This window comes from Winogradskyella sp. PC D3.3 (assembly GCF_054366245.1).
In genome coordinates this window covers 3,887,902-3,913,037 of the sequence record NZ_CM135962.1, presented here as the reverse complement: position 1 = coordinate 3,913,037, position 25,136 = coordinate 3,887,902, and the positions used below count along the sequence as shown (strand labels likewise).

The 25,136-nt window shown below is 34.6% G+C and carries 12 protein-coding genes; 9 read left to right on the top strand and 3 right to left on the bottom strand.

Translation table 11 applies throughout. The annotated features are described in order from the left end of the window. The first annotated feature begins 9 nt into the window (after nt 1-9). The 7 genes from rplK to ACXGSQ_RS17320 all read left to right on the top strand — a co-directional run bounded on the left by rplK (nt 10) and on the right by ACXGSQ_RS17320 (nt 10,911). Nucleotides 10-450, top strand: a complete 441-nt coding sequence (gene rplK, locus ACXGSQ_RS17350; RefSeq protein ID WP_458627396.1) for a 50S ribosomal protein L11 — start codon at nt 10-12, stop codon at nt 448-450. Nucleotides 451-460: 10 nt separating this feature from the next. Next, a complete protein-coding gene (gene rplA / locus ACXGSQ_RS17345) occupies nt 461-1,150 on the top strand; it encodes a 50S ribosomal protein L1 (RefSeq protein WP_173302194.1) in 690 nt (229 codons plus the stop codon). A gap of 19 nt (nt 1,151-1,169) precedes the next feature. Beyond that, entirely contained in the window at nt 1,170-1,691 is a 522-nt protein-coding gene (gene rplJ / locus ACXGSQ_RS17340; RefSeq protein ID WP_458627395.1) for a 50S ribosomal protein L10, read from the top strand. Nucleotides 1,692-1,749: 58 nt separating this feature from the next. Next, the gene (gene rplL / locus ACXGSQ_RS17335) at nt 1,750-2,124 is read left to right on the top strand and encodes a 50S ribosomal protein L7/L12 (RefSeq protein WP_458627394.1); all 375 of its coding nucleotides are present in this window, start codon (nt 1,750-1,752) and stop codon (nt 2,122-2,124) included. A 122-nt stretch (nt 2,125-2,246) separates the two neighbouring features. Beyond that, nucleotides 2,247-6,059, top strand: a complete 3,813-nt coding sequence (gene rpoB, locus ACXGSQ_RS17330; protein ID WP_458627393.1) for a DNA-directed RNA polymerase subunit beta — start codon at nt 2,247-2,249, stop codon at nt 6,057-6,059. Between the two features lie 44 nt (nt 6,060-6,103). Next, nucleotides 6,104-10,405: a DNA-directed RNA polymerase subunit beta' gene (gene rpoC, locus ACXGSQ_RS17325; RefSeq protein ID WP_458627392.1), complete on the top strand. Its 4,302-nt coding sequence runs from the start codon at nt 6,104-6,106 to the stop codon at nt 10,403-10,405. 185 nt (nt 10,406-10,590) lie between these two features. Then, nucleotides 10,591-10,911, top strand: coding sequence for a DUF3467 domain-containing protein (locus ACXGSQ_RS17320; protein WP_458627391.1), 321 nt, complete (start codon nt 10,591-10,593; stop codon nt 10,909-10,911). 28 nt (nt 10,912-10,939) lie between these two features. On the opposite strand, the gene ACXGSQ_RS17315 is transcribed toward ACXGSQ_RS17320, so the two are convergent. The 3 genes from ACXGSQ_RS17315 to ACXGSQ_RS17305 form a co-directional block, all read right to left on the bottom strand. Next, entirely contained in the window at nt 10,940-12,571 is a 1,632-nt protein-coding gene (locus ACXGSQ_RS17315; RefSeq protein ID WP_458627390.1) for an aryl-sulfate sulfotransferase, read from the bottom strand. A 201-nt stretch (nt 12,572-12,772) separates the two neighbouring features. Beyond that, nucleotides 12,773-13,003 carry a (4Fe-4S)-binding protein gene (locus tag ACXGSQ_RS17310; RefSeq protein ID WP_458627389.1) on the bottom strand — a complete coding sequence of 77 codons (231 nt, stop codon included), beginning with the start codon at nt 13,001-13,003 and terminating at the stop codon, nt 12,773-12,775. 142 nt (nt 13,004-13,145) lie between these two features. After that, a complete protein-coding gene (locus ACXGSQ_RS17305) occupies nt 13,146-14,735 on the bottom strand; it encodes a peptide chain release factor 3 (RefSeq protein WP_458627388.1) in 1,590 nt (529 codons plus the stop codon). Between the two features lie 548 nt (nt 14,736-15,283). Between ACXGSQ_RS17305 and ACXGSQ_RS17300 the strand changes: the two genes are divergently transcribed. After that, nucleotides 15,284-24,178: a DUF7507 domain-containing protein gene (locus tag ACXGSQ_RS17300; RefSeq protein ID WP_458627387.1), complete on the top strand. Its 8,895-nt coding sequence runs from the start codon at nt 15,284-15,286 to the stop codon at nt 24,176-24,178. Nucleotides 24,179-24,192: 14 nt separating this feature from the next. Continuing rightward, on the top strand, nt 24,193-25,128 hold the full coding sequence (locus ACXGSQ_RS17295; RefSeq protein WP_458627386.1) for a PorP/SprF family type IX secretion system membrane protein: 936 nt from the start codon (nt 24,193-24,195) through the stop codon (nt 25,126-25,128). Nucleotides 25,129-25,136: the final 8 nt, after the last annotated feature.

Here is a 25,136-nt window from a genome sequence, read left to right as displayed (position 1 = left end):
CATTAAGAAATGGCAAAAGAAATAGACAAAGTAGTTAAGCTACAAGTTCGGGGAGGTGCTGCGAATCCATCGCCACCGGTAGGACCCGCTTTAGGTGCCGCTGGAGTTAATATCATGGAGTTCTGTAAGCAGTTTAATGCGAGAACACAAGATAAACAAGGTAAAGTTTTACCTGTGGCAATCTCTGTTTACAAAGACAAATCATTTGATTTTGTAATCAAGACCCCACCAGCAGCAGTACAATTATTAGAAGCGGCCAAAGTAAAGAAAGGATCAGGAGAACCTAACCGACGTAAAGTAGCAAAAGTAACTTGGGATCAAATCAAAGCAATTGCTGAAGACAAAATGGTAGATTTAAATGCCTTTGAAATCGGATCAGCTATGAAAATGGTTGCCGGTACAGCAAGATCGATGGGTATCACTGTTAAAGGAGGTGAAGCTCCAAACTAAATTTTTAGAAATGGCAAGATTAACAAAGAAGCAAAAAGAAGCAAGAGCAAAGGTTGATAATAACAAGGTTTACTCTTTAGAAGAAGCTTCAGCTTTACTAAAAGAAATTACATATACAAAGTTTGATGCTTCTATCGATTTAGCAATCAGATTAGGTGTAGATCCACGTAAAGCCAATCAAATGGTACGTGGTGTAGTTTCATTACCACACGGTACTGGTAAAGACATGAAGGTTCTTGCACTTGTAACTCCAGATAAAGAAGCAGAAGCTAAAGAAGCGGGTGCTGATTATGTTGGGTTAGATGAATACTTACAAAAAATTAAAGATGGTTGGACAGATGTTGACGTTATCGTTACTATGCCAAGCATTATGGGTAAGTTAGGACCATTAGGTAGAGTATTAGGACCAAGAGGTCTTATGCCTAACCCTAAGACAGGAACAGTAACTATGGATGTAGCTAAAGCAGTTGCAGAAGTAAAAGCTGGTAAGATCGATTTTAAAGTAGATAAAACAGGTATTGTACATGCACCAATAGGTAAAGCATCGTTTAGTACTGATAAAATTATTGGGAATGCTCAAGAATTATTATCTACAATTATGAAATTAAAGCCAACCGCTTCAAAAGGAACTTATGTAAAGAGCATTTATATGTCTAGTACTATGAGCCCAAGTATAGCAGTTGATACAAAAATAGGATAGTAGTTAAACTTAGAACATTATGACAAGAGAAGAAAAATCCCAAGTAATTGAAGAGTTGACTGCTCAATTAGCAGATAATACAAATATCTATTTAACTGATATTTCTGGATTAGATGCAGCAACAACTTCTAACTTAAGAAGAGCATGTTTCAAAGCTAATATTAAATTAGCTGTTGTAAAGAATACGCTTTTAGAGAAAGCAATGGAAGCATCGGATAAAGAATTCGGTGATTTACCATCTACTTTAAAAGGAAATACATCAGTAATGTATTCTGAAACTGGAAACGGGCCAGCTAAAGTAATTAAAGAATTCCGTAAAAAATCTGAAAAGCCTTTATTAAAAGGAGCTTTTATAGAGGAATCTATTTACATTGGCGATGATTTATTAGATGCTTTAGTAGATATTAAGTCTAGAGAAGAACTTATCGGTGAAATTGTAGGCTTACTACAGTCTCCAGCTAAGAATGTGATCTCAGCACTTAAATCTAGTGGAGGTACTATAGCAGGCATCGTTAAAACATTATCCGAAAGAGAAGGATAATTTTAAAATTACACAATAGAAAATTATATTATAACACACATTATTAAACAATAGAAAAATGGCAGATTTAAAAGATTTCGCAGAACAATTAGTTAACTTAACAGTAAAAGAAGTTAATGAATTAGCAACAATATTAAAAGATGAGTACGGTATTGAGCCTGCTGCTGCTGCAGTAGCTGTGGCTGGTCCAGCTGCTGGTGGTGGAGACGCTGCTGAAGAGCAAACTGAATTTGATGTGATCTTAAAAGCGGCAGGTGCTTCTAAACTTGCTGTAGTAAAATTAGTTAAAGAATTAACTGGTTTAGGTTTAAAAGAAGCTAAAGGTTTAGTTGATGATGCACCAAGCCCAATTAAAGAAGGTGTTTCTAAAGATGAAGCAGAAGCTTTAAAATCGCAATTAGAAGACGCTGGAGCTGAGGTTGAGCTTAAGTAAGCTTACTCATTCAACAATACAAGGTTTAGGTCTAGAGTCGTACTCTAAGACCTAAACCCTTTTGTGTATATAAACGTTATATACATTTTTTAGTTTTTATTTAATAAAAATCTCGTTCATCAATGTTAGCAAAAAAGGCTGAAAGAATTAATTTCTCTTCTATTGTAAATAGGACAGATTACCCAGACTTTTTGGATATCCAAATTAAATCCTTCCAGGATTTTTTCCAATTAGAAACAAAGTCAGAAGAAAGAGGTACTGAAGGTTTATACAATACCTTCATGGAGAACTTCCCAATAACAGACACGCGTAATCAATTCGTACTAGAATTTTTAGATTACTTTATCGATCCACCTAGATATTCTATAGAAGAATGTATTGAAAGGGGATTAACATATAGTGTGCCTTTAAAAGCAAGATTGAAATTGTATTGTACGGATCCAGAACATGAGGATTTCGAAACAATAGTTCAAGATGTATATTTAGGTACTATTCCTTACATGACTCCAAGTGGTACATTTTGTATCAATGGTGCAGAGCGTGTTGTAGTTTCTCAACTGCATAGATCACCTGGTGTATTCTTTAGCCAGTCTTTCCATGCTAATGGAACCAAATTATATTCTGCTAGAGTTATTCCTTTTAAAGGATCTTGGATAGAATTTGCCACAGATATCAATCAAGTAATGTATGCTTATATTGATAGAAAGAAAAAATTACCTGTTACAACGCTTTTCCGTGCTATAGGATTTGAGCGTGATAAAGATATTTTAGAAATTTTTGATCTTGCAGAAGAAGTCAAAGTTTCTAAGTCTGGATTAAAGAAAGTTATCGGTCGTAAATTAGCTGCACGTGTATTGAATACATGGCATGAGGATTTCGTTGATGAAGATACTGGTGAAGTAGTGTCTATTGAGCGTAACGAAATTGTATTAGATCGTGACACAATCATTGATAAAGATAATATTGAAGAAATTCTTGAAGCTGAAGTTAAAACCATTCTTTTACATAAAGAAAGTGCGCAACAAGGAGATTACGCAATTATTCACAATACATTACAAAAAGATCCAACAAACTCTGAAAAAGAAGCTGTTGAACATATTTACCGTCAACTACGTAATGCTGAGCCGCCTGATGAGGAAACAGCACGTGGTATTATTGACAAATTATTCTTTTCTGACCAACGTTACTCTTTAGGTGAAGTAGGCCGTTACAGAATGAACAAAAAATTACAGTTAGATATCGGTATGGATAAGCAAGTGCTTACCAAAGAAGATATTATAACAATCATAAAGTATTTAATTGAGCTTATCAATTCTAAAGCAGAGATTGATGATATTGACCACTTATCTAACCGTCGTGTACGTACAGTTGGTGAGCAATTATCTTCTCAGTTTGGTGTTGGTTTAGCACGTATGGCACGTACTATTCGTGAACGTATGAACGTTCGTGATAATGAAGTGTTTACTCCAATAGATTTAATTAATGCTAAGACCTTATCGTCTGTTATTAATTCATTCTTTGGAACAAATCAGCTGTCTCAATTTATGGACCAAACGAATCCTCTAGCAGAGATTACGCATAAGCGTCGTCTTTCAGCATTAGGACCAGGTGGTTTGTCAAGAGAAAGAGCAGGTTTCGAAGTGCGTGATGTTCACTATACACACTACGGACGTTTATGTCCTATTGAAACACCAGAAGGACCAAACATTGGTTTAATTTCGTCTTTATCAGTATTCGCAAAAGTGAATGCAATGGGATTCATTGAAACTCCATACCGTAAAGTTGATAATGGTGTGGTTGATATTAAGAATACTCCAGTATATTTAAGTGCTGAAGAGGAAGAAGATATGTTAATCGCTCAAGCAACTATTAAAGTTGATAAGGATGGAAAGATATTAGCAGATAAAATTATCTCTCGTCAAGAAGGTGATTTCCCTGTTATTGAACCAACAAGTGTTAACTATACCGATGTTGCGCCAAACCAAATTGCATCGATTTCAGCATCTTTAATTCCATTCTTGGAACATGATGATGCCAACCGTGCATTGATGGGATCTAACATGATGCGTCAGGCTGTACCATTATTACGTCCTGAAGCACCAATTGTAGGTACTGGTTTAGAACGTCAAGTAGCATCAGATTCAAGAGTCTTAATTAATGCAGAAGGACCTGGTACAGTAGAATATGTAGACGCTCAGAAAATTACTATTAGATACGAGCGTTCGGAAGAAGCTGCTATGGTGAGCTTCGATAGCGATACTAAAACATATCCATTAGTAAAATTCAGAAAAACGAACCAAGGGACATCTATTAACTTAAAACCAATCGTTGAGAAAGGTGATAAAGTTGAAAAAGGACAAGTACTTTGTGAAGGTTATGCAACTGAAAATGGAGAATTAGCACTTGGTAGAAATATGAAAGTAGCCTTTATGCCTTGGAAAGGGTATAACTTTGAGGATGCAATTGTAATTTCTGAAAAAGTAGTGAGAGAAGATGTCTTTACATCTATCCATATTGATGAATATTCTTTAGAAGTTAGAGATACAAAATTAGGTAACGAAGAGTTAACTAATGATATTCCTAATGTTTCTGAAGAAGCAACTAAAGATTTAGATGAAAATGGTATGATTCGCATTGGTGCGGAAATTAAGCCAGGTGACATCTTAATTGGTAAAATTACACCTAAAGGGGAGTCAGATCCTACACCAGAAGAAAAACTTTTAAGAGCAATCTTTGGTGATAAAGCAGGTGATGTAAAAGATGCCTCTTTAAAAGCATCTCCATCGCTTCATGGTGTGGTTATCGATAAAAAATTATTTGCTAGAGCCGTTAAAGATAAACGTAAGAGAGCACAAGATAAAGAAGATATCGAAAAGCTAGAAGATGCTTACGATAACAGATTCGATGATCTTAAAAATGTTCTTGTTGATAAATTATTCAACATCGTTAATGGAAAAACTGCTCAAGGTATCTATAATGACTTAGGGGAGGAAATTATTCCTAAAGGTAAGAAGTATACATTGAAAATGTTAAATGCTGTGGATGATTATACACATTTAACTTCTGGAAAATGGACTACTGACGACCATACAAATGAACTTGTTGCCGATTTAATCCATAATTACAAGATTAAGGAAAATGATCTTCAAGGATCTTTAAGACGTGAGAAGTTTACAATCTCTGTTGGTGATGAATTACCTGCAGGTATCATTAAGTTAGCTAAAGTTTATATTGCTAAGAAGCGTAAGCTAAAAGTAGGTGATAAAATGGCAGGTCGTCATGGTAACAAAGGTATTGTTGCTCGTATCGTTCGTCAAGAAGATATGCCTTTCTTAGAAGATGGAACTCCAGTTGATATTGTATTAAATCCACTTGGTGTACCTTCTCGTATGAACATTGGTCAGATTTATGAAACCGTTTTAGGTTGGGCTGGTAAAGATTTAGGTAAAAAGTATGCCACTCCAATTTTCGATGGTGCAACTTTAGATCAAATTAACGCTTATACAGATGAAGCTGGTATTCCAAGATTTGGTCATACTTATCTTTATGATGGTGGAACAGGTGATCGTTTTGATCAACCAGCAACAGTTGGTGTCATCTATATGATTAAGCTTGGTCACATGATTGATGATAAAATGCACGCACGTTCTATTGGACCATACTCATTAATTACGCAACAACCATTAGGTGGTAAAGCACAATTTGGTGGTCAACGTTTTGGTGAGATGGAAGTTTGGGCACTTGAGGCATATGGAGCATCAAGTACACTACGTGAGATCCTTACTGTAAAATCAGATGATGTTATTGGTAGAGCTAAAACTTACGAAGCAATCGTTAAGGGAGAGCCAATGCCAGAACCAGGACTTCCAGAATCATTCAACGTACTTATGCACGAATTGAAAGGTTTAGGATTAGATATTAGATTAGAAGAATAATGTAAGGGCAACTTTCGAGTTGCCCATACATAACAAAAAATAACATGGCAAGAAGACAAGATAAAAATACAGTGCAGAAATTTAATAAAATTTCTATTGGTTTAGCGTCACCTGAGTCTGTTTTAGGAGCGTCTCGTGGTGAGGTATTAAAGCCAGAAACTATTAATTATCGAACACACAAACCAGAAAGAGATGGTTTGTTCTGTGAGCGTATTTTTGGTCCTGTAAAGGATTTTGAATGTGCTTGTGGTAAATATAAAAGAATACGTTACAAAGGTATTGTTTGTGATCGTTGTGGTGTAGAAGTAACAGAAAAGAAAGTACGTAGAGATAGAGTAGGGCACATTAATTTAGTGGTGCCTGTTGCGCATATCTGGTATTTCCGTTCGTTACCAAATAAAATAGGTTACCTTCTTGGATTACCCTCTAAGAAATTAGATATGATTATCTATTATGAGCGTTACGTGGTTATTCAACCAGGTATCGCCATGAATGCTGAAGGAGAACCCGTTCAAAAAATGGATTTCTTAACAGAAGAAGAATATCTAAACATTTTAGAATCTATTCCTCAAGAAAACCAATACTTAGATGATACAGACCCTAACAAATTCATCGCTAAGATGGGAGCGGAGTGTCTTATCGATTTATTAGCGCGTATTGACCTAGATCAGTTATCTTATGATTTAAGACATAAAGCTAATAATGAAACCTCTAAGCAACGTAAAACGGAAGCCTTAAAACGTTTGCAAGTTGTTGAAGCGTTTAGAGATTCAAACTTAAACAGAGAAAATAGACCTGAGTGGATGATTATGAAGGCTATTCCTGTAATTCCACCAGAATTAAGACCATTAGTGCCTTTAGATGGTGGTCGTTTTGCAACTTCAGATTTAAATGATTTATACCGTCGTGTTATTATCCGTAACAACCGTCTTAAGAGATTAGTTGAGATAAAAGCGCCGGAAGTGATTTTACGTAATGAAAAACGTATGTTACAAGAATCAGTAGATTCATTGTTTGATAACACACGTAAATCATCTGCAGTTAAAACAGATTCTAACAGACCATTAAAATCATTATCAGATTCACTTAAAGGTAAGCAAGGACGTTTCCGTCAAAACTTACTTGGTAAGCGTGTGGATTATTCAGCACGTTCTGTAATTGTTGTTGGACCAGAATTAAGATTATTTGAATGTGGATTGCCAAAAGGAATGGCTGCAGAACTTTATAAGCCTTTCATCATTAGAAAACTGATTGAAAGAGGTATTGTAAAAACTGTAAAATCGGCAAAGAAAATTATAGATAGAAAAGAACCTGTAGTTTGGGATATCTTAGAGAATGTTTTAAAAGGACATCCAGTGCTTTTAAACCGTGCTCCTACGTTACACAGACTTGGTATCCAAGCGTTCCAACCTAAGCTTATCGAAGGTAAAGCGATTCAGTTACACCCATTAGTATGTACGGCTTTTAATGCCGATTTTGATGGTGACCAGATGGCTGTGCACTTACCTTTAGGCCCAGAAGCAATTTTGGAGTCACAACTTTTAATGTTAGCATCACATAATATTTTGAACCCAGCTAATGGTTCTCCTGTTACTGTACCTTCTCAGGATATGGTACTTGGTTTATATTATATGACTAAGTTGCGTAAAACAGATGAGACTTATAAGGTTAAAGGTGAAGGCTTAACATTCTATTCTCCAGAAGAAGTAAATATTGCTTATAACGAGAAGAAAGTTGACTTAAATGCAGGAATTAAGGTTAGAACAAGAGACTTTAACGAAGAAGGTGAGTTAACAACACAAATTATTGAAACAACTGTAGGTCGTGTCCTTTTTAACGAACACGTACCTGAAGCAGCTGGTTATATAAATGAGGTTTTAACCAAAAAATCTTTAAGAGAAATTATTCATGGTATTCTTAAGAAAACAAGTGTACCGGAAACAGCCGATTTCCTAGATGCAATTAAAACTTTAGGTTATAAGTTTGCATTCCAAGGGGGATTATCATTTAGTTTGGGTGATATTATTATTCCTCAAGAGAAGCAAAGTATGATTGATGCTGCTAACACGCAGGTCGATGGTATTATGGGGAACTATAATATGGGACTTATTACTAACAATGAACGTTATAACCAAGTTATTGATATCTGGACGTCTACCAATGCTGAATTGACAGAATTGTCAATGAAACGTATTCGTGAAGATCAGCAAGGATTTAACTCGGTATTTATGATGCTTGATTCTGGTGCAAGGGGTTCTAAAGAACAAATTCGTCAGTTAACAGGTATGCGTGGATTAATGGCTAAGCCTAAAAAATCGAATGCAGGTGGTGGTGAAATTATTGAAAATCCAATTCTTTCTAACTTTAAGGAGGGACTTTCAATTTTAGAATACTTTATCTCTACTCACGGTGCACGTAAAGGTCTTGCGGATACGGCTCTTAAAACGGCCGATGCTGGTTACTTAACACGTCGTTTGGTAGATGTTTCACAAGATGTTATTGTATATGAAGAGGATTGTGGTACATTAAGAGGTATTGAAGTTTCTGCACTTAAGAAAAACGAAGAAATCGTTGAAAGCTTAGAAGGTAGAATCGTTGGTAGAACATCACTTAATGATGTTTATCATCCTTTAACTGAAGAATTAATAGTAGAAGCAGGTGGTCATATTGATGATGATATCGCTAAGAAGATTGGAGAGTTTCCAATTGACTCTATTGAAGTGCGTTCTGCTTTAACTTGTGAAGCTAAAAAAGGTATTTGTGTTAAATGTTATGGTCGTAACCTTGCTACTGGTAAATTAGTACAACGAGGTGAAGCTGTAGGTGTTGTTGCTGCCCAGTCTATTGGAGAGCCAGGTACACAGTTAACATTACGTACATTCCACGTAGGTGGTATTGCAGGTAACATTTCTGAGGACAATAAATTAACGGTTAAGTTTGATGGTATTGCAGAAATTGAAGATTTAAAAACAGTTAAATCTAAAGATAATGAAGGTAATGAGGTTGATGTAGTAATCTCTAGAACTTCAGAATTGAAATTAATGGATGCTAAAACAGGAATTGTTTTAAGTACAAACAATATCCCTTATGGATCATTTATTTATGTGAAACCAGGAGATAAACTTAAGAAAAACGATGTTGTTTGTTCTTGGGATCCATATAACGGTGTTATCATTTCAGAGTTTGCCGGTCAAGTAAAGTATGAAAACATCGAACAAGGTATCACATACCAAGTAGAGATTGATGAACAAACAGGTTTCCAAGAAAAAGTAATTTCAGAATCTAGAAACAAGAAGTTGATTCCAACGTTATTGATTGTAGATAAGAAAGGTGAAACGATTCGTTCGTACAACTTACCTGTTGGTGCCCATATTATGATTGATGATGGTGATAAAATTGACATCGGTAAGATTTTAGTTAAGATACCTCGTAAATCTGCAAAAGCGGGTGATATTACAGGGGGTCTTCCTCGTGTAACTGAATTGTTTGAAGCACGTAACCCTTCTAATCCTGCTGTTGTTAGTGAGATTGATGGTGTTGTTTCTTTTGGTAAAATTAAACGTGGTAACCGTGAAATCATAATTGAGTCTAAGTTGGGTGAGGTTAAGAAATACTTAGTGAAATTATCTAATCAGATTCTTGTACAAGAGAATGATTATGTAAAAGCTGGTATGCCTTTATCTGATGGATCAATTACACCAAACGACATACTTAACATTAAAGGGCCTTCAGCGGTTCAACAATACTTAGTAAATGAGGTACAGGAAGTATATCGTTTACAAGGTGTAAAAATTAATGATAAGCACTTCGAAGTTGTTGTAAGACAGATGATGCGTAAAGTTAGAATCATTGATTCTGGAGATACTATTTTCTTAGAAAACCAATTAGTTCATAAGTCAGATTTCATTGAAGAAAATGATAAAATTTTCGGAATGAAAGTAATTGAAGATGCTGGTGATTCTGATAATATGAAATCTGGTCAAATCGTAACGGTAAGAGATTTAAGAGATGAAAACTCAAGTTTACGAAGAGAAGATAAGAATCTTGTAACTGCAAGAGATGCTAGTCCAGCGACTGCAACTCCGATATTACAAGGTATTACTAGAGCTTCATTACAAACTAAGTCGTTTATATCTGCGGCATCGTTCCAAGAAACGACTAAAGTTCTTAACGAAGCAGCTGTAAGTGGTAAGGTAGATTCACTTGAAGGACTTAAAGAAAATGTAATTGTTGGTCATAGAATTCCAGCAGGTACAGGTGTTAGAGAATACGAAAACATCATTGTAGGTTCTAGAGAAGAGTTTAATGAAATGATGAAGGCTAAAGAAGAAATGAACTTCAATTAGTATTTGTCATTCCTGTAAAATACAAGATTTACTAATTCATTATATTTGAATTGTAAATCGGTAAATAAGGCAGGAATCTATATAATCAAAAGCCTTCACGCATTTATTTGCATGAAGGCTTTTTAATTTAAATTAATAAACAAAAACAGGTTTTCAAAAGTTTGGAAACATAAAATACATTTACAATGGCAGACGAAAAAAACAATCCTAGTAAAAAAGGACAAATTAATATCGAGCTAGACGAAAAAATAGCGGAAGGTACATATTCTAACTTAGCTATAATTAACCATTCTGTATCAGAATTTGTGGTTGATTTTGTGAGTATAATGCCAGGAACACCAAAAAGTAAAGTCAAGTCTAGAATTATCTTAACTCCACAGCACGCCAAACGCTTATTAAAAGCACTAGGTGAAAATGTAACACGTTTTGAAAATGCCCATGGTGAAATAAAAGACTATGAGCAACCGCCAATACCGTTAAATTTTGGACCTACTGGTCAGGCTTAAGAGAACTAATTTTTTAAGACTTAAGTGATTAACTTTTTATAAATTTAATGACTTGAGTCTTATTAGTTTTAGTGTCTTTGATAGTTATAAAGTACAATCCTTTTTCAATCTTAGGAAGGTGAAGTTGCTGGTTAATCAGTTTAATATTCGTAACCACGGATGTACCGTTGATATTGTAAATATCAATTGTAGCTGAATCTTGCAACTGAGTTGAAAAGACTATTGTTTCATGTTGAACAGGGTTGTTTATAATTCTTATTTCTGTAAATGTTGGATCTGTAGTAGAAAGGTTTTCATTACAATTTACTGAGTTAGAATTAACATCTTCTATAATAGCTCCTGGTGTGAGATCTAAATCATTAAAGCCAATATAATCTAAAGGATACTTTTCTGCTTTAAATAAAGTATTGAATATTATTTCTGATTCTGTTGAATATTGATTAATTATGCTTTCTCCAGATGGATTTCTATAAATCCAAACGATGTCTCCATCTAGAGTAATCTCAGTTAGCCGACCTTTAATAGCTTCAGAAAAAATTAAATTACCATTTTGCAATGCCGTAACTCCACTCATTTTTGGCTGAAATACAGTTTGGTTTATAACCTCACCCTCCCAACTAAAGAAAAAATCTGTAGGGCTATATTTATCGTTACTAATTTCATAACCCGAAGCAGTAGGTACTGGTGCAATAATATTAATGGAACTATGCGTATTAGTGGCTCCTACGTCATTATTAAAAACTGTTATTTTACCGGCATTAGGAAATCCTTCTGGAATCCACTTAGGATCATGCTGTTCAAAGAGCTTACGATCTAACGGACTTCCTTTTCTGTAAACTTCAGGATTACCCCATCGCCATAAAAAATCACCCCCTTTATTATAGTTACCACCAGTGCTTGAGGCAGCTTCTGCCGTAGTTGTACTATGATCAATAATATAAATTTCTCCTAAGCTTTTACAGGACATTACAATCTGATCTAATTCGGCATTATAATCTATACCGTTCATGTGCATAAAATCTGCGTGTATCATGTTATGGTCTTCATAGTTAATATCAATTAATTCGGGATGATTTTCTATAACCCCATAATTAGATTTTGTAGCATCGAAATCTTGAATAAAACGATCAGCGAAGCGCCATTCCCAAACAATTTCAATTTCATTTGTTCCTATGGGTTTAACTTCAATTATCTTTTCTGATGATAGCCTGTTACTAATTAGTGCTGGGTTTTTTCCTAAATCAATTAGTTCGTTTTCTTCAATAAATTCTTTTACAATGAGGAGTATATGTCCGTTAGGTAAAGGTTCTATATCATGATGTTGTTGTATATTTAACTCCCCCATAAGATTATAAGACCATATTAGGGTATTGTTCCAATTTCTAATTTCTAAACCTTCGCTTCCAGCTCTTAGTATGGTTCCATTTTCTAGGATATAAGGCACTGATTTAGGTAGTCCGTTAAAACTCCATTCGTTAATTGTATTACCACAGTTATCAATTAAATATGCTGATGAGTTTTTAAGAGGTGAGAATAAGGTATAGCCTTCAGCAACTTCCGTCGCGTTATGATATAATAAACCTAGAGTTTCTTGAGCGGTAATAGAATTAGTGTACTGTATAATTATAAAGAATAAACTAATAAATAATTTATGTTTCATAGCGGTTTTTGGTTTAAAATTACGCTTTATATACTAAGTCGTATGGCAAATGGTATAATATATTATAACTTATCTGTGCTTCTAATGACATTTTGAATGTATAATTGTAATGCTTAAATTACAATATGTAGTTTTAGTGCACATAAAAAAAACCTTTGAATTATGTATTCAAAGGTTTTTGTGTGTTATAAGTTTTAAAATTTAAGCAACTTCCTTTTGATTTAAGTGATATTTTAAAGCACCAGAAGGACATTTATTTATCTGATTTATGATAACATCAGTTTGTGCACCTTCCAAATCAATCCAAGGAATGACAGAGTTTCTAAATACACTTGATAATTGCTTTGCACAATATTCTGCATTTGTACAACATCGAGGCTCGTAAGTAACAGTAATTTCATTGTTACTGAAAACGTTTTCGTTATTATCCATAATAAGTAGATTAGTTTGGGGTTAATCTTAAATTTAAGCTAATACTAGTCAAGTAAACCTAATTAAAACCTAGTCTTAAACCTAAAAAGTTCGATAAAGTGCATTCTATTTTAACATTTAACAGTAGAATTACTACGGTAATTTACTCAAATTCTGACGTCATATGAAAAGTAATACTTGGATATTTTTGCTGGGTCATCTGTAAAGAAAACATTGAATCGGCAAGAAATACAAGTTGATTTTGCTTGTCTCTAGCTAAGAAACGCTGTTTTACACGTAAAAATTCTTTAAATTCTTCACTTTTTTTGTCATTGGTCTCAACCCAACATGCTTTATGTACATTTAGGTTTTCATAGGTACATTTGGCGCCATATTCATGTTCTAATCGGTATTGAATAACTTCATATTGTAATGCACCAACAGTACCTATGACTTTTCTACCGTTAAAATCTAAGGTGAATAATTGTGCAACTCCTTCATCCATTAGCTGATCTATACCCTTATAGAGTTGTTTTGCCTTCATCGGATCTGCATTATTGATATATCTAAAATGTTCTGGAGAGAAGCTAGGGACTCCTTTATAGTTTAATATTTCTCCTTCTGTCAAGGTATCACCAATTTTAAAACTTCCGGTATCTTGTAAACCAACAATGTCACCAGGATACGAAATGTCAACAATTTCCTTCTTTTCTGCAAAAAAGGCATTTGGACTAGAAAACTTCATTTTTTTATTATGCCTTACATGCAAATAAGAGGTATTACGTTTAAACTCACCTGAAACAATTTTAACAAATGCTAATCGGTTTCTGTGATTAGGATCCATGTTGGCATGAATTTTAAAAACAAAACCACTAAACTGTTCTTCTTCTGGTTTAACTAAACGTTCTTCACTGCGTTTTGGTCTAGGTTTTGGAGCAATCTCTACAAAACAATCTAATAATTCTCTGACTCCAAAATTATTTAAGGCAGAACCAAAGAATACGGGTTGTTGTTTACCACTTAAATAATCTTCTTTATTAAAATGAGGATAAATTCCATCGACTAATTCAATTTCCTCTCTTAACGTATTGGCTGCTTTTTCTCCAACGAGTTTATCTAATTCTGGTGATGACAAATCTGATATTTCAATTGTTTCTTCAATATCTTTTCGATTATCTCCAGAAAATAGGTTAATATTTTTTTCCCAAATATTATAGATCCCTTTAAAATCGTAACCCATACCTATTGGAAAGCTTAAAGGCACTACATTTAAACCTAATTTTTGTTCAATTTCATCTAACAGATCAAATGCATCTTTACCTTCTCTATCCATTTTATTGATAAAGACAATCATGGGTATGTTGCGCATTCTACAAACTTCCACTAATTTTTCAGTTTGCTCCTCAACACCTTTAGCGACATCAATTACAACAATCACACTATCTACGGCGGTTAAGGTTCTAAAAGTATCTTCAGCAAAATCTTTATGACCAGGTGTATCTAGAATATTAATTTTTATGCCGTTGTACTCAAAGGCTAAAACAGAAGTCGCAACAGAAATACCACGCTGACGTTCTATTTCCATAAAATCACTCGTCGCGCCTTTTTTTATTTTATTACTTTTTACAGCTCCAGCTTCTTGTATAGCGCCACCAAATAATAGTAATTTTTCAGTTAAGGTTGTTTTTCCGGCATCTGGATGTGAGATGATTCCAAAGGTACGACGTCTGTTAATTTCTTTTATAAAACTCATAATAAACTTAAAAATGACTGCGAAGATACTATTATTAAAGACAATTAAAATAGATGACAGTTGAGCTTTTTGAAAATTACTAAAAAAAGTGAATTATGAACAAAATGGCTCGATGTTTTTTGAATTCAGAATGATGAATTGTTTGAAGCTAGAGTTTTAAATGTTAAAAAAAAGTGTATTTTGTCGAATAAAATTGCGTTTTTATGTTATTCTAAGCAATTGGGATACTTTTGCAAAGTATTGTTTGAATAAATAGTTTTAGGCTAAATTTAATTCAGTGTTTAATGTTATTTTAACATAATTTACCCCATTGTCCCTGTTTTTTTGATTATTTCCCTAACGAATAATTTTTAAGAAGCACATTTATACATTTTGTAATAGTAGAATAATAGTACTATAAAGGAAGCGATGTGTTTTTTTTTGATTAGCAAGTTCACCAATAGTTATTGGTTTATGACTCGTTAAATAATATTAGATAATACTAATCTTATATAATTATAATTATGGATCTACCTACCTACTCACTCCTAATTCTTAGAAGGTGTTTTGTGCGTTCTAAAACAACGCTATTTTCAATAGCCTTAATGTTAACCTTATTTTCTTTTACTAGTGCTAATCATGCTAATCGTCATGAGAAAATAATTAATTATTTCAGTCCTGTAAATATTCCATGTAATACGGATGTTCCTGTAGCAATTACAGCATTAAACCATACCGATTTAGAAGTGACGTCTAGCACATCTGGTTTGTGTATTTTAGGATGTGGTATAGATAATAAGAATCGTATAATTGATTCAAATGAGGAGAATTATGCAACAGTAAGTACAGGACTAGGAGTTGTTGTTACTCATACGTTAAGGGTTACAGATACGGCGACAGATGAGTTTTATAATGCGGGTAGTTTTGCTGGTTTTTTAATTGAAAATACATCTGTTTTACAAATTGAGTTACTTAATAGTATTGTTATTAAGACGTATTTAGATGGAGTAGAACAAGAGTTTAACGCGAGTAGTTCTTTAGCTGTTATAGATACTGATTTGTTAACTAGTAATCAATTTTATGTTGGCTTTTATACGACAGAAAATTTTGATGCCATTCAAATTTCTATATCAAGTGTTGCGGGTGTTTTTTCAACAACAAAGGTCTATCATGCGGTAACTAATAGTGTTTGTGCTGGACCAGATTTAGTATGTAATACGCCAACTATGTTGATGAAACCAGATTTTCCAGCTAAAATAGTAGAGGCGCATACTGGGTTTGGTGGGCTTTTAGGGGTAGGTAGTATTGTTGATGCTGATGCCGCTATAGATTCTAATGCAAATTCTTATGCGCATATAGATTTTACTTTAGGCTTATTAGCAACAGGTAGTCTTGCAATAAAGGATGAGTTTACAGATTATCCGGCTCATACTTATGTGGGGTTTGATATTGAAAATACATCGGTATTAAATTTAGATTTATTAGATAGTGTTACGATTACAACTTATTTAGATGGTGTATTACAAGAGAGTGAAACAGGAAGTTCTGAATTAATATCTGTAGATAGTGCTCTGTTATTGACAGGGACAGAACGCTCTCAGGTTGGTTTTGTTACAAGTTTGCCTTTTAACGAAGTACAAATTACCATTAATCAAACTTTGTCATTAGACCTAGGAAGCACTAGAATTTACGGGTTGGTTTTAGAGTCGTTTTGCGAAGGTGATTTAGAGTGTAGTACAGCAACAGTGTTAAGTAATCCAGTACAACCTGTAATTATTGATAATTCTAATACAGGAGTTAATGGTTTGGCTTGTGTAGGCTGTGAAGTGGATAACGCTACAAATGTAATTAGTGAAAGTCCTTCTGATTTTGCCATGATAAATGTTGTAGCAGGTGTTGCTAATACAGCATCTATAGCGGTGGAAAATGTATTAAACACATTTCCGGCAGGAAGTACGGCAGGATTTATAATTAGAGATACCAATGATTTATTAGAAGTTGATTTATTAAATTCTTTAACCGTTAGCACGTATTTAGACGGTGTTGAATTGGAATCCGAAACGTCAAATAATTTATTAGCGCTTGAGGCCTTAGGAATCATAAATATTACCCCTTCAGCAACGGATGGATTTTACTTAATAGGGTTTGAAACAAGTTTAGCTTATGATGAAGTGAAACTTACTGTTGGCGCATTAGTTGGAGTTATTAATAGTATAGAAGTTTATGGTAGTTATGTAGATACCTCTATTCATATTGAAGGAACCGTTATTAATGAAACTGTTCTCGGGCTTTCGGATGGAAGTTTATCTGTATCTGTATCAGGAGGAACACCCCCATACACGTATGCATGGAGTCCAGGAGGTGAAACTTCAAATGCAATTAATGGATTATCACCAGGAACTTATACAGTTACGGTTACAGATGCTTTAGGTTGTGAGGCTATGGTAGAATATATTGTTAATACAGATGGCGTTCAATATCCTGTACCGTGTAATACTCTAGACCCAGTTGCAATTACCTCAATGGGTTTTACAGATTTAACAGTGACTAAAAATACGACAGGTGCTTGTGTTTTAGGATGTGGTATTGCTAATGAAGGCAATTTGTTAGATCAAGATAATAATAATTACGCCACCATAGCAACAGTCGTTGGTTTAGGAGTAACACATTCGTTAACAGTAGCGGATGAAACGGTTGATGAATTTTTTGTAGGTGGTGGTTATGCAGGTATGTTAATTGAAAACAGTTCCATTTTACAAGCAGATTTATTAGAAGCTATTGTAATGACAACGTATTTAGATGGTGTAGAACAAGAATCAAAAACAAGTACAGCGTTAGCGGTGGTAAATAGTGCCTTATTAGGAACAGATAAATATTATGTTGGGTTTTATACAACAATGGATTATGATGCTATCGAGATTTCCATTTCAAGTTTATTGAATGTACTTTCAACGACTAATGTTTATCATGCGGTGACCAATAGTTTTTGTGCAGGCCCAGATTTAATATGTAATACCCCAACAGCATTAACTAAACCAGAGTTTCCTGTAAGAATTGTAGATGAGCATACAGGAACAGGTGGCTTATTAGGAGTTGGAAGTGTTAATAATACAAGCAATCTTTTTGATTCTAATGCTGGTAATTATGCAACAATCGACCTGCTTACAGGTATTGCTGCAACAGCATCATTAGCAGTAAAAGATGAAATAACGGATTATCCAGCAATGACTTATGCTGGTTTTGATATTGAAAATGCAACATTGTTAAATACACAATTGTTAGATGCCATAACAGTGTCGACCTATTTGGATGGAACATTTGTTGAGTCGCGTACAGGGACAACTGAGCTCGTTCCAGTGAATTCAGGTTTATTATTAACGAGTAACGAAGCTTTAAGAGTAGGTTTTGTTTCAACGGCGCCTTTTGATGAAGTACAAATCACCGTTTCTCAACTTGTTTCTTTAAATTTAGGAAGTACACGCGTCTATAGTATGGTATTAGAATCGTTTTGTCCAGGAACTATAAATTGTGACGAACCTTATGTATTATCTAATCCAAACGATTCTGTAATTATCAATTCATATAGAACAGGAACAGATGGTATAGCTTGTGTAGCATGTGAAGTTGATAATTCTCAAAATGTTATTTCTCAAGATGGAAGTGATTTTGCCTTAATTAATATTGTTGCTGGCGTTGCTGGTAATGCTTCTATTTCAGTACAGGATGTACTGATGGATTATCCGGTTGGGACTAGAGCAGGTTTTGTAATTAGAGATACGAATGATTTATTGGAAGTTGATTTATTAAACTCAATTACGCTTACGACTTATTTAGATGGGCTTCAACAAGAACAAAGAACAGCAGGGAATTTATTAGCCTTAGAAGCTTTAGGTTTAATTAATATCACACCATTAACTACTGATGGTTTGTATATTGTGGCTTTTAACGCGACGTTAAGTTTTGATGAAATACAAATTACCATAGCATCACTTGTAGGTGTCATTAATTCAATTGAAGTATATGGAGGTTATATTGATGCCACAAATTCAAATTTATGTGATACGGCAAAAATTGCAGTCGTTAAAACAGGTGTGTTTAATGATGAGAATAATGATAGCTGTAGTGATGTTGGCGAAACCATAACTTATAATTTTAGTGTAACCAATGAAGGAAGTGTTGATTTGGCTTCAGTGGAATTAACAGATGTAATGTTAGGAGGAGTGCTTACTTTAGTTTCAGGAGATGATGATTTAGATAATGAATTAGATGGAGATGAAACTTGGATTTACACAGCAGATTATACCTTGACTCCATCAGATATAGATGCTGGTGTAGTCAGTAATCAAGCTACAGTTGAAGCGCTAAACGTTATTGATGGGACAACAGAAACCGATCTTTCAGATAATGAAAGTGTTTTTGAAAATAGACCAACCGAAACAATTTTATGTCAATCAGCGAATATTGCAGTAATTAAAACAGCCGTTTTTAATGATGAAAATAATGATAGTTGTAGTGATTCTGGAGAAACCATTACTTATACGTTTACAGTAACTAACCAAGGGAATACGACTATCACAGCAGTTGAATTATCCGATACCATGTTAGGTGGAGTTATCGCTTTAGAGTCAGGAGATGATGATTCAGATAATGAATTAGATGTCGATGAAACTTGGATTTACACAGCAGATTATATATTAACCCAGTCTGATATTGATGCTGGTTTTGTAAACAATCAAGCCACGGTTACCGGTTTAGATAGTATAGATGGTTCTATCGTATCAGATCTTTCAGATGATGATAGTGTTTTAGAAGATGATATTACAGAAACATCCGTTTGTCAATCCGCAGCAATCGCCTTAATAAAAACAGGATCTGTTAACGACGCAAACAATGATGGTTGTGGCAATGTAGGTGAAACCATTACATATACGTTTACAGTAACTAACCAAGGGAATACGACTATCACAGCAGTTGAATTATCCGATACCATGTTAGGTGGAGTTATCGCTTTAGAGTCAGGAGATGATGATTCAGATAATGAATTAGATGTTGATGAAACTTGGATTTACACAGCAGATTATATATTAACCCAGTCTGATATTGATGCTGGTTTTGTAAACAATCAAGCCACGGTTACCGGTTTAGATAGTATAGATGGTTCTATCGTATCAGATCTTTCAGATGATGATAGTGTTTTAGAAGATGATATTACAGAAACATCCGTTTGTCAATCCGCAGCAATCGCCTTAATAAAAACAGGATCTGTTAACGACGCAAACAATGATGGTTGTGGCAATGTAGGTGAAACCATTACATATACGTTTACAGTAACTAACCAAGGGAATACGACTATCACGGCAGTTGAATTATCCGATACCATGTTAGGTGGAGTTATCGCTTTAGAGTCAGGAGATGATGATTTAGATAATGAATTAGATGTTGATGAAACTTGGATTTACACAGCAGATTATATAGTAACCCAGTCTGATATTGATGCTGGTTTTGTAAACAATCAAGCCACGGTTACTGGTTTAGATAGTATAGATGGTTCTATCGTATCAGATCTTTCAGATGATGATAGTGTTTTAGAAGATGATATTACAGAAACATCCGTTTGTCAATCCACAGCAATCGCCTTAATAAAAACAGGATCTGTTAACGACGCAAACAATGATGGTTGTGGCAATGTAGGTGAAACTATTACATATACGTTTACAGTAACTAACCAAGGGAATACGACTATCACAGCAGTTGAATTATCCGATACCATGTTAGGTGGAGTTATCGCTTTAGAGTCAGGAGATGATGATTTAGATAATGAATTAGATGTCGATGAAACTTGGATTTACACAGCAGATTATATAGTAACCCAGTCTGATATTGATGCTGGTTTTGTAAACAATCAAGCCACGGTTACTGGTTTAGATAGTATAGATGGTTCTATCGTATCAGATCTTTCAGATGATGATAGTGTTTTAGAAGATGATATTACGGAAACAGATTTATGCCAATCAGCAGCAATCGCCTTAATAAAAACAGGATCTGTTAACGACGCAAACAATGATGGTTGTGGCAATGTAGGTGAAACAATTACTTATACGTTTACAGTAACTAACCAAGGGAATACGACTATTACAGCAGTTGAGTTATCCGATACCATGTTAGGTGGAATAATCGCTTTAGAGTCAGGAGATGATGATTCAGATAATGAATTAGATGTTGATGAAACTTGGATTTACACAGCAGATTATATAGTAACCCAGTCTGATATTGATGCTGGTTTTGTAAACAATCAAGCCACGGTTACCGGTTTAGATAGTATAGATGGTTCTATCGTATCAGATCTTTCAGATGATGATAGTGTTTTAGAAGATGATATTACAGAAACATCCGTTTGTCAATCCGCAGCAATCGCCTTAATAAAAACAGGAGCCGTTAATGATGCAAACAATGATGGTTGTGGCAATGTAGGTGAAACCATTACTTATACGTTTACAGTAACTAACCAAGGGAATACGACTATCACGGCAGTTGAGTTATCCGATACCATGTTAGGTGGAGTTATCGCTTTAGAGTCAGGAGATGATGATTCAGATAATGAATTAGATGTCGATGAAACTTGGATTTACACAGCAGATTATATAGTAACCCAGTCTGATATTGATGCAGGCTTTGTAAACAATCAAGCCACGGTTACCGGTTTAGATAGTATAGATGGTTCTATCGTATCAGATCTTTCAGATGATGATAGTGTTTTAGAAGATGATATTACGGAAACAGATTTATGCCAATCAGCAGCAATCGCCTTAATAAAAACAGGATCTGTTAACGACGCAAACAATGATGGTTGTGGCAATGTAGGTGAAACCATTACTTATACGTTTACAGTAACTAACCAAGGGAATACGACTATTACAGCAGTTGAGTTATCCGATACCATGTTAGGTGGAATAATCGCTTTAGAGTCAGGAGATGATGATTCAGATAATGAATTAGATGTCGATGAAACTTGGATTTACACAGCAGATTATATAGTAACCCAGTCTGATATTGATGCTGGTTTTGTAAACAATCAAGCCACGGTTACTGGTTTAGATAGTATAGATGGTTCTATCGTTGTCGATCTTTCAGATGATGATAGTGTTATGGAAGATGATATTACAGAAACATCCGTTTGTCAATCCGCAGCAATCGCCTTAATAAAAACAGGATCTGTTAACGACGCAAACAATGATGGTTGTGGCAATGTAGGTGAAACAATTACTTATACGTTTACAGTAACTAACCAAGGGAATACGACTATCACGGCAGTTGAGTTGTCCGATACCATGTTAGGTGGAGTTATCGCTTTAGAGTCAGGAGATGATGATTCAGATAATGAATTAGATGTCGATGAAACTTGGATTTACACAGCAGATTATATATTAACCCAGTCTGATATTGATGCTGGTTTTGTAAACAATCAAGCCACGGTTACCGGTTTAGATAGTATAGATGGTTCTATCGTATCAGATCTTTCAGATGATGATAGTGTTTTAGAAGATGATATTACAGAAACATCCGTTTGTCAATCCGCAGCAATCGCCTTAATAAAAACAGGAGCCGTTAATGATGCAAACAATGATGGTTGTGGCAATGTAGGTGAAACCATTACTTATACGTTTACAGTAACTAACCAAGGGAATACGACTATCACAGCAGTTGAGTTATCCGATACCATGTTAGGTGGAATAATCGCTTTAGAGTCAGGAGATGATGATTCAGATAATGAATTAGATGTCGATGAAACTTGGATTTACACAGCAGATTATATAGTAACCCAGTCTGATATTGATGCAGGCTTTGTAAACAATCAAGCCACGGTTACCGGTTTAGATAGTATAGATGGTTCTATCGTATCAGATCTTTCAGATGATGATAGTATTTCAGAAGATGATATTACAGAAACAGATTTATGTCAATCCGCAGCAATCGCCTTAATAAAAACAGGATCTGTTAACGACGCAAATAATGATGGTTGTGGCAATGTAGGTGAAACTATTACATATACGTTTACAGTAACTAACCAAGGGAATACGACTATCACGGCAGTTGAATTATCCGATACCATGTTAGGTGGAGTTATCGCTTTAGAGTCCGGTGATGATGATTCAGATAATGAATTAGATGTCGATGAAACTTGGATTTACACAGCAGATTATATAGTAACCCAGTCTGATATTGACGCTGGTTTTGTAAACAATCAAGCCACGGTTACCGGTTTAGATAGTATAGATGGTTCTATCGTATCAGATCTTTCAGATGATGATAGTGTTTTAGAAGATGATATTACAGAAACATCCGTTTGTCAATCCGCAGCAATCGCCTTAATAAAAACAGGAGCCGTTAATGATGCAAACAATGATGGTTGTGGCAATGCAGGTGAAACTATTACATATACGTTTACAGTAACTAACGAAGGGAATACGACTATCACGGCAGTTGAGTTATCCGATACCATGTTAGGTGGAGTTATCGCTTTAGAGTCAGGAGATGATGATTCAGATAATGAATTAGATGTCGATGAAACTTGGATTTACACAGCAGATTATATAGTAACCCAGTCTGATATTGATGCTGGTTTTGTAAACAATCAAGCCACGGTTACTGGTTTAGATAGTATAGATGGTTCTATCGTTGTCGATCTTTCAGATGATGATAGTATTTCAGAAGATGATGTAACGGTAATGTTATTGTGTAATACTGGGTCAATATCGCTTGAAAAAGTAGGAGTATTTAATGATGAAAATGGAACTGGTGTCGCAGAAGTAGGTGAGACCATAACCTATACGTTTACGGTTTATAATACAGGTTTAACCACACTTTATAATATTACTATTGAAGATCCTCTTCCAGGTGTGATTATAGAAGGTGGGCCTATAGCGCAATTAGCGCCAGGTGAAATTGATGATTCTACATTTAGTGCAACCTACACATTAACAGAAGAAGATATAGCTAATGGGGAAATAACAAATCAGGCTATTGTATCTGGTACAAATGAGAGTGGAACAACTTTTACAGATACATCTGATGATCCAAATAATTTTGATGATGTAGATCTTAACAATGATGATGAGCCAGATGATCCTACAGTGACAGATTTACCTCAGGTATTGAGTGCAGAGTTTGAAATATTTAACGGAATTACACCAGATGGTGATGGAGATAATGATTTCTTTAAAATAGTTGGAATAGAGGATTACCCTGAGAATAACCTAAAAATATACAATCGTTGGGGAATATTAATTTATGAAATGGATGGCTATGGTATTAATGGAAAAGTTTTTAAGGGATTCTCAGATGGTCGTGGTACTATTAATAGAAATGAGGAATTACCAACAGGAACTTATTACTATATATTAAGACGATTTGTTGGTAGAGAGACGTTAACGAATCAAGGATATTTATATATAAAAAATAACTAAACCCCAAAAATCTTATGAAATATTATTTTTTATTACTACTAGTTTTTATGAGTGTTCGTTTAAGCTTTTCTCAACAAGATTCGCAATACACGCAATACATGTATAATACTCAGGTTGTTAATCCTGGTTATATTGGGTCAAAAGACGTGCTTAGTTTTGGGTTGTTATATAGATCGCAATGGGTGGGGTTTGAAGGCGCACCAAAAACAGGGACTTTTACTATTAGTTCGCCAATAGGTGAAACTAAAAAAATGGGAATAGGACTTTCTGTTGTAAGTGATCAAATTGGTCCGGCTACAGAAACAAATATAGTTGTTGATTATTCGTATGCTTTAAAGTTTTCTGAAGTATCAAAATTATCGTTTGGAGTAAAGGGAGGGGTTAATTTCTTAGATGTAGATTATACAAAACTTAATATTTATGATGTTAATGATTCGCAATTTTTAGAGAATATAAATAACAGGCTTTATCCACAAATAGGTGCTGGTATCTATTATAATACAGATAAAATGTATGTAGGGCTATCGGTTCCTAACTTTCTAAATTCAAAACACTATAATGCTGATAATATAGACGATATAAATGTAGATGAATTTGCAATAGAACGCTTACATTATTTTTTAATTGCAGGATACGTGTTTGATATTAATGATCATTTAAAATTTAAACCAGCAACGATGATTAAGATGGTGGATGGGTCTCCACTTCAAGTCGATGTTTCGGCAAACTTTCTGATTAATGATAAATTCACATTGGGTGCTGCCTATCGATTTGATGCCGCCATTACGGCCATGGCAGGATTCCAAGTTACCAATAAGCTATTTATAGGTATGGGATATGATTATCAAACTACAGATATTGAAACGTATAGTGATGGCTCATATGAGGTATTCTTGAAATTTGATGTTTTCAAAAATGTTGAACGTATACTAACCCCTAGATTTTTCTAAACTTTTCA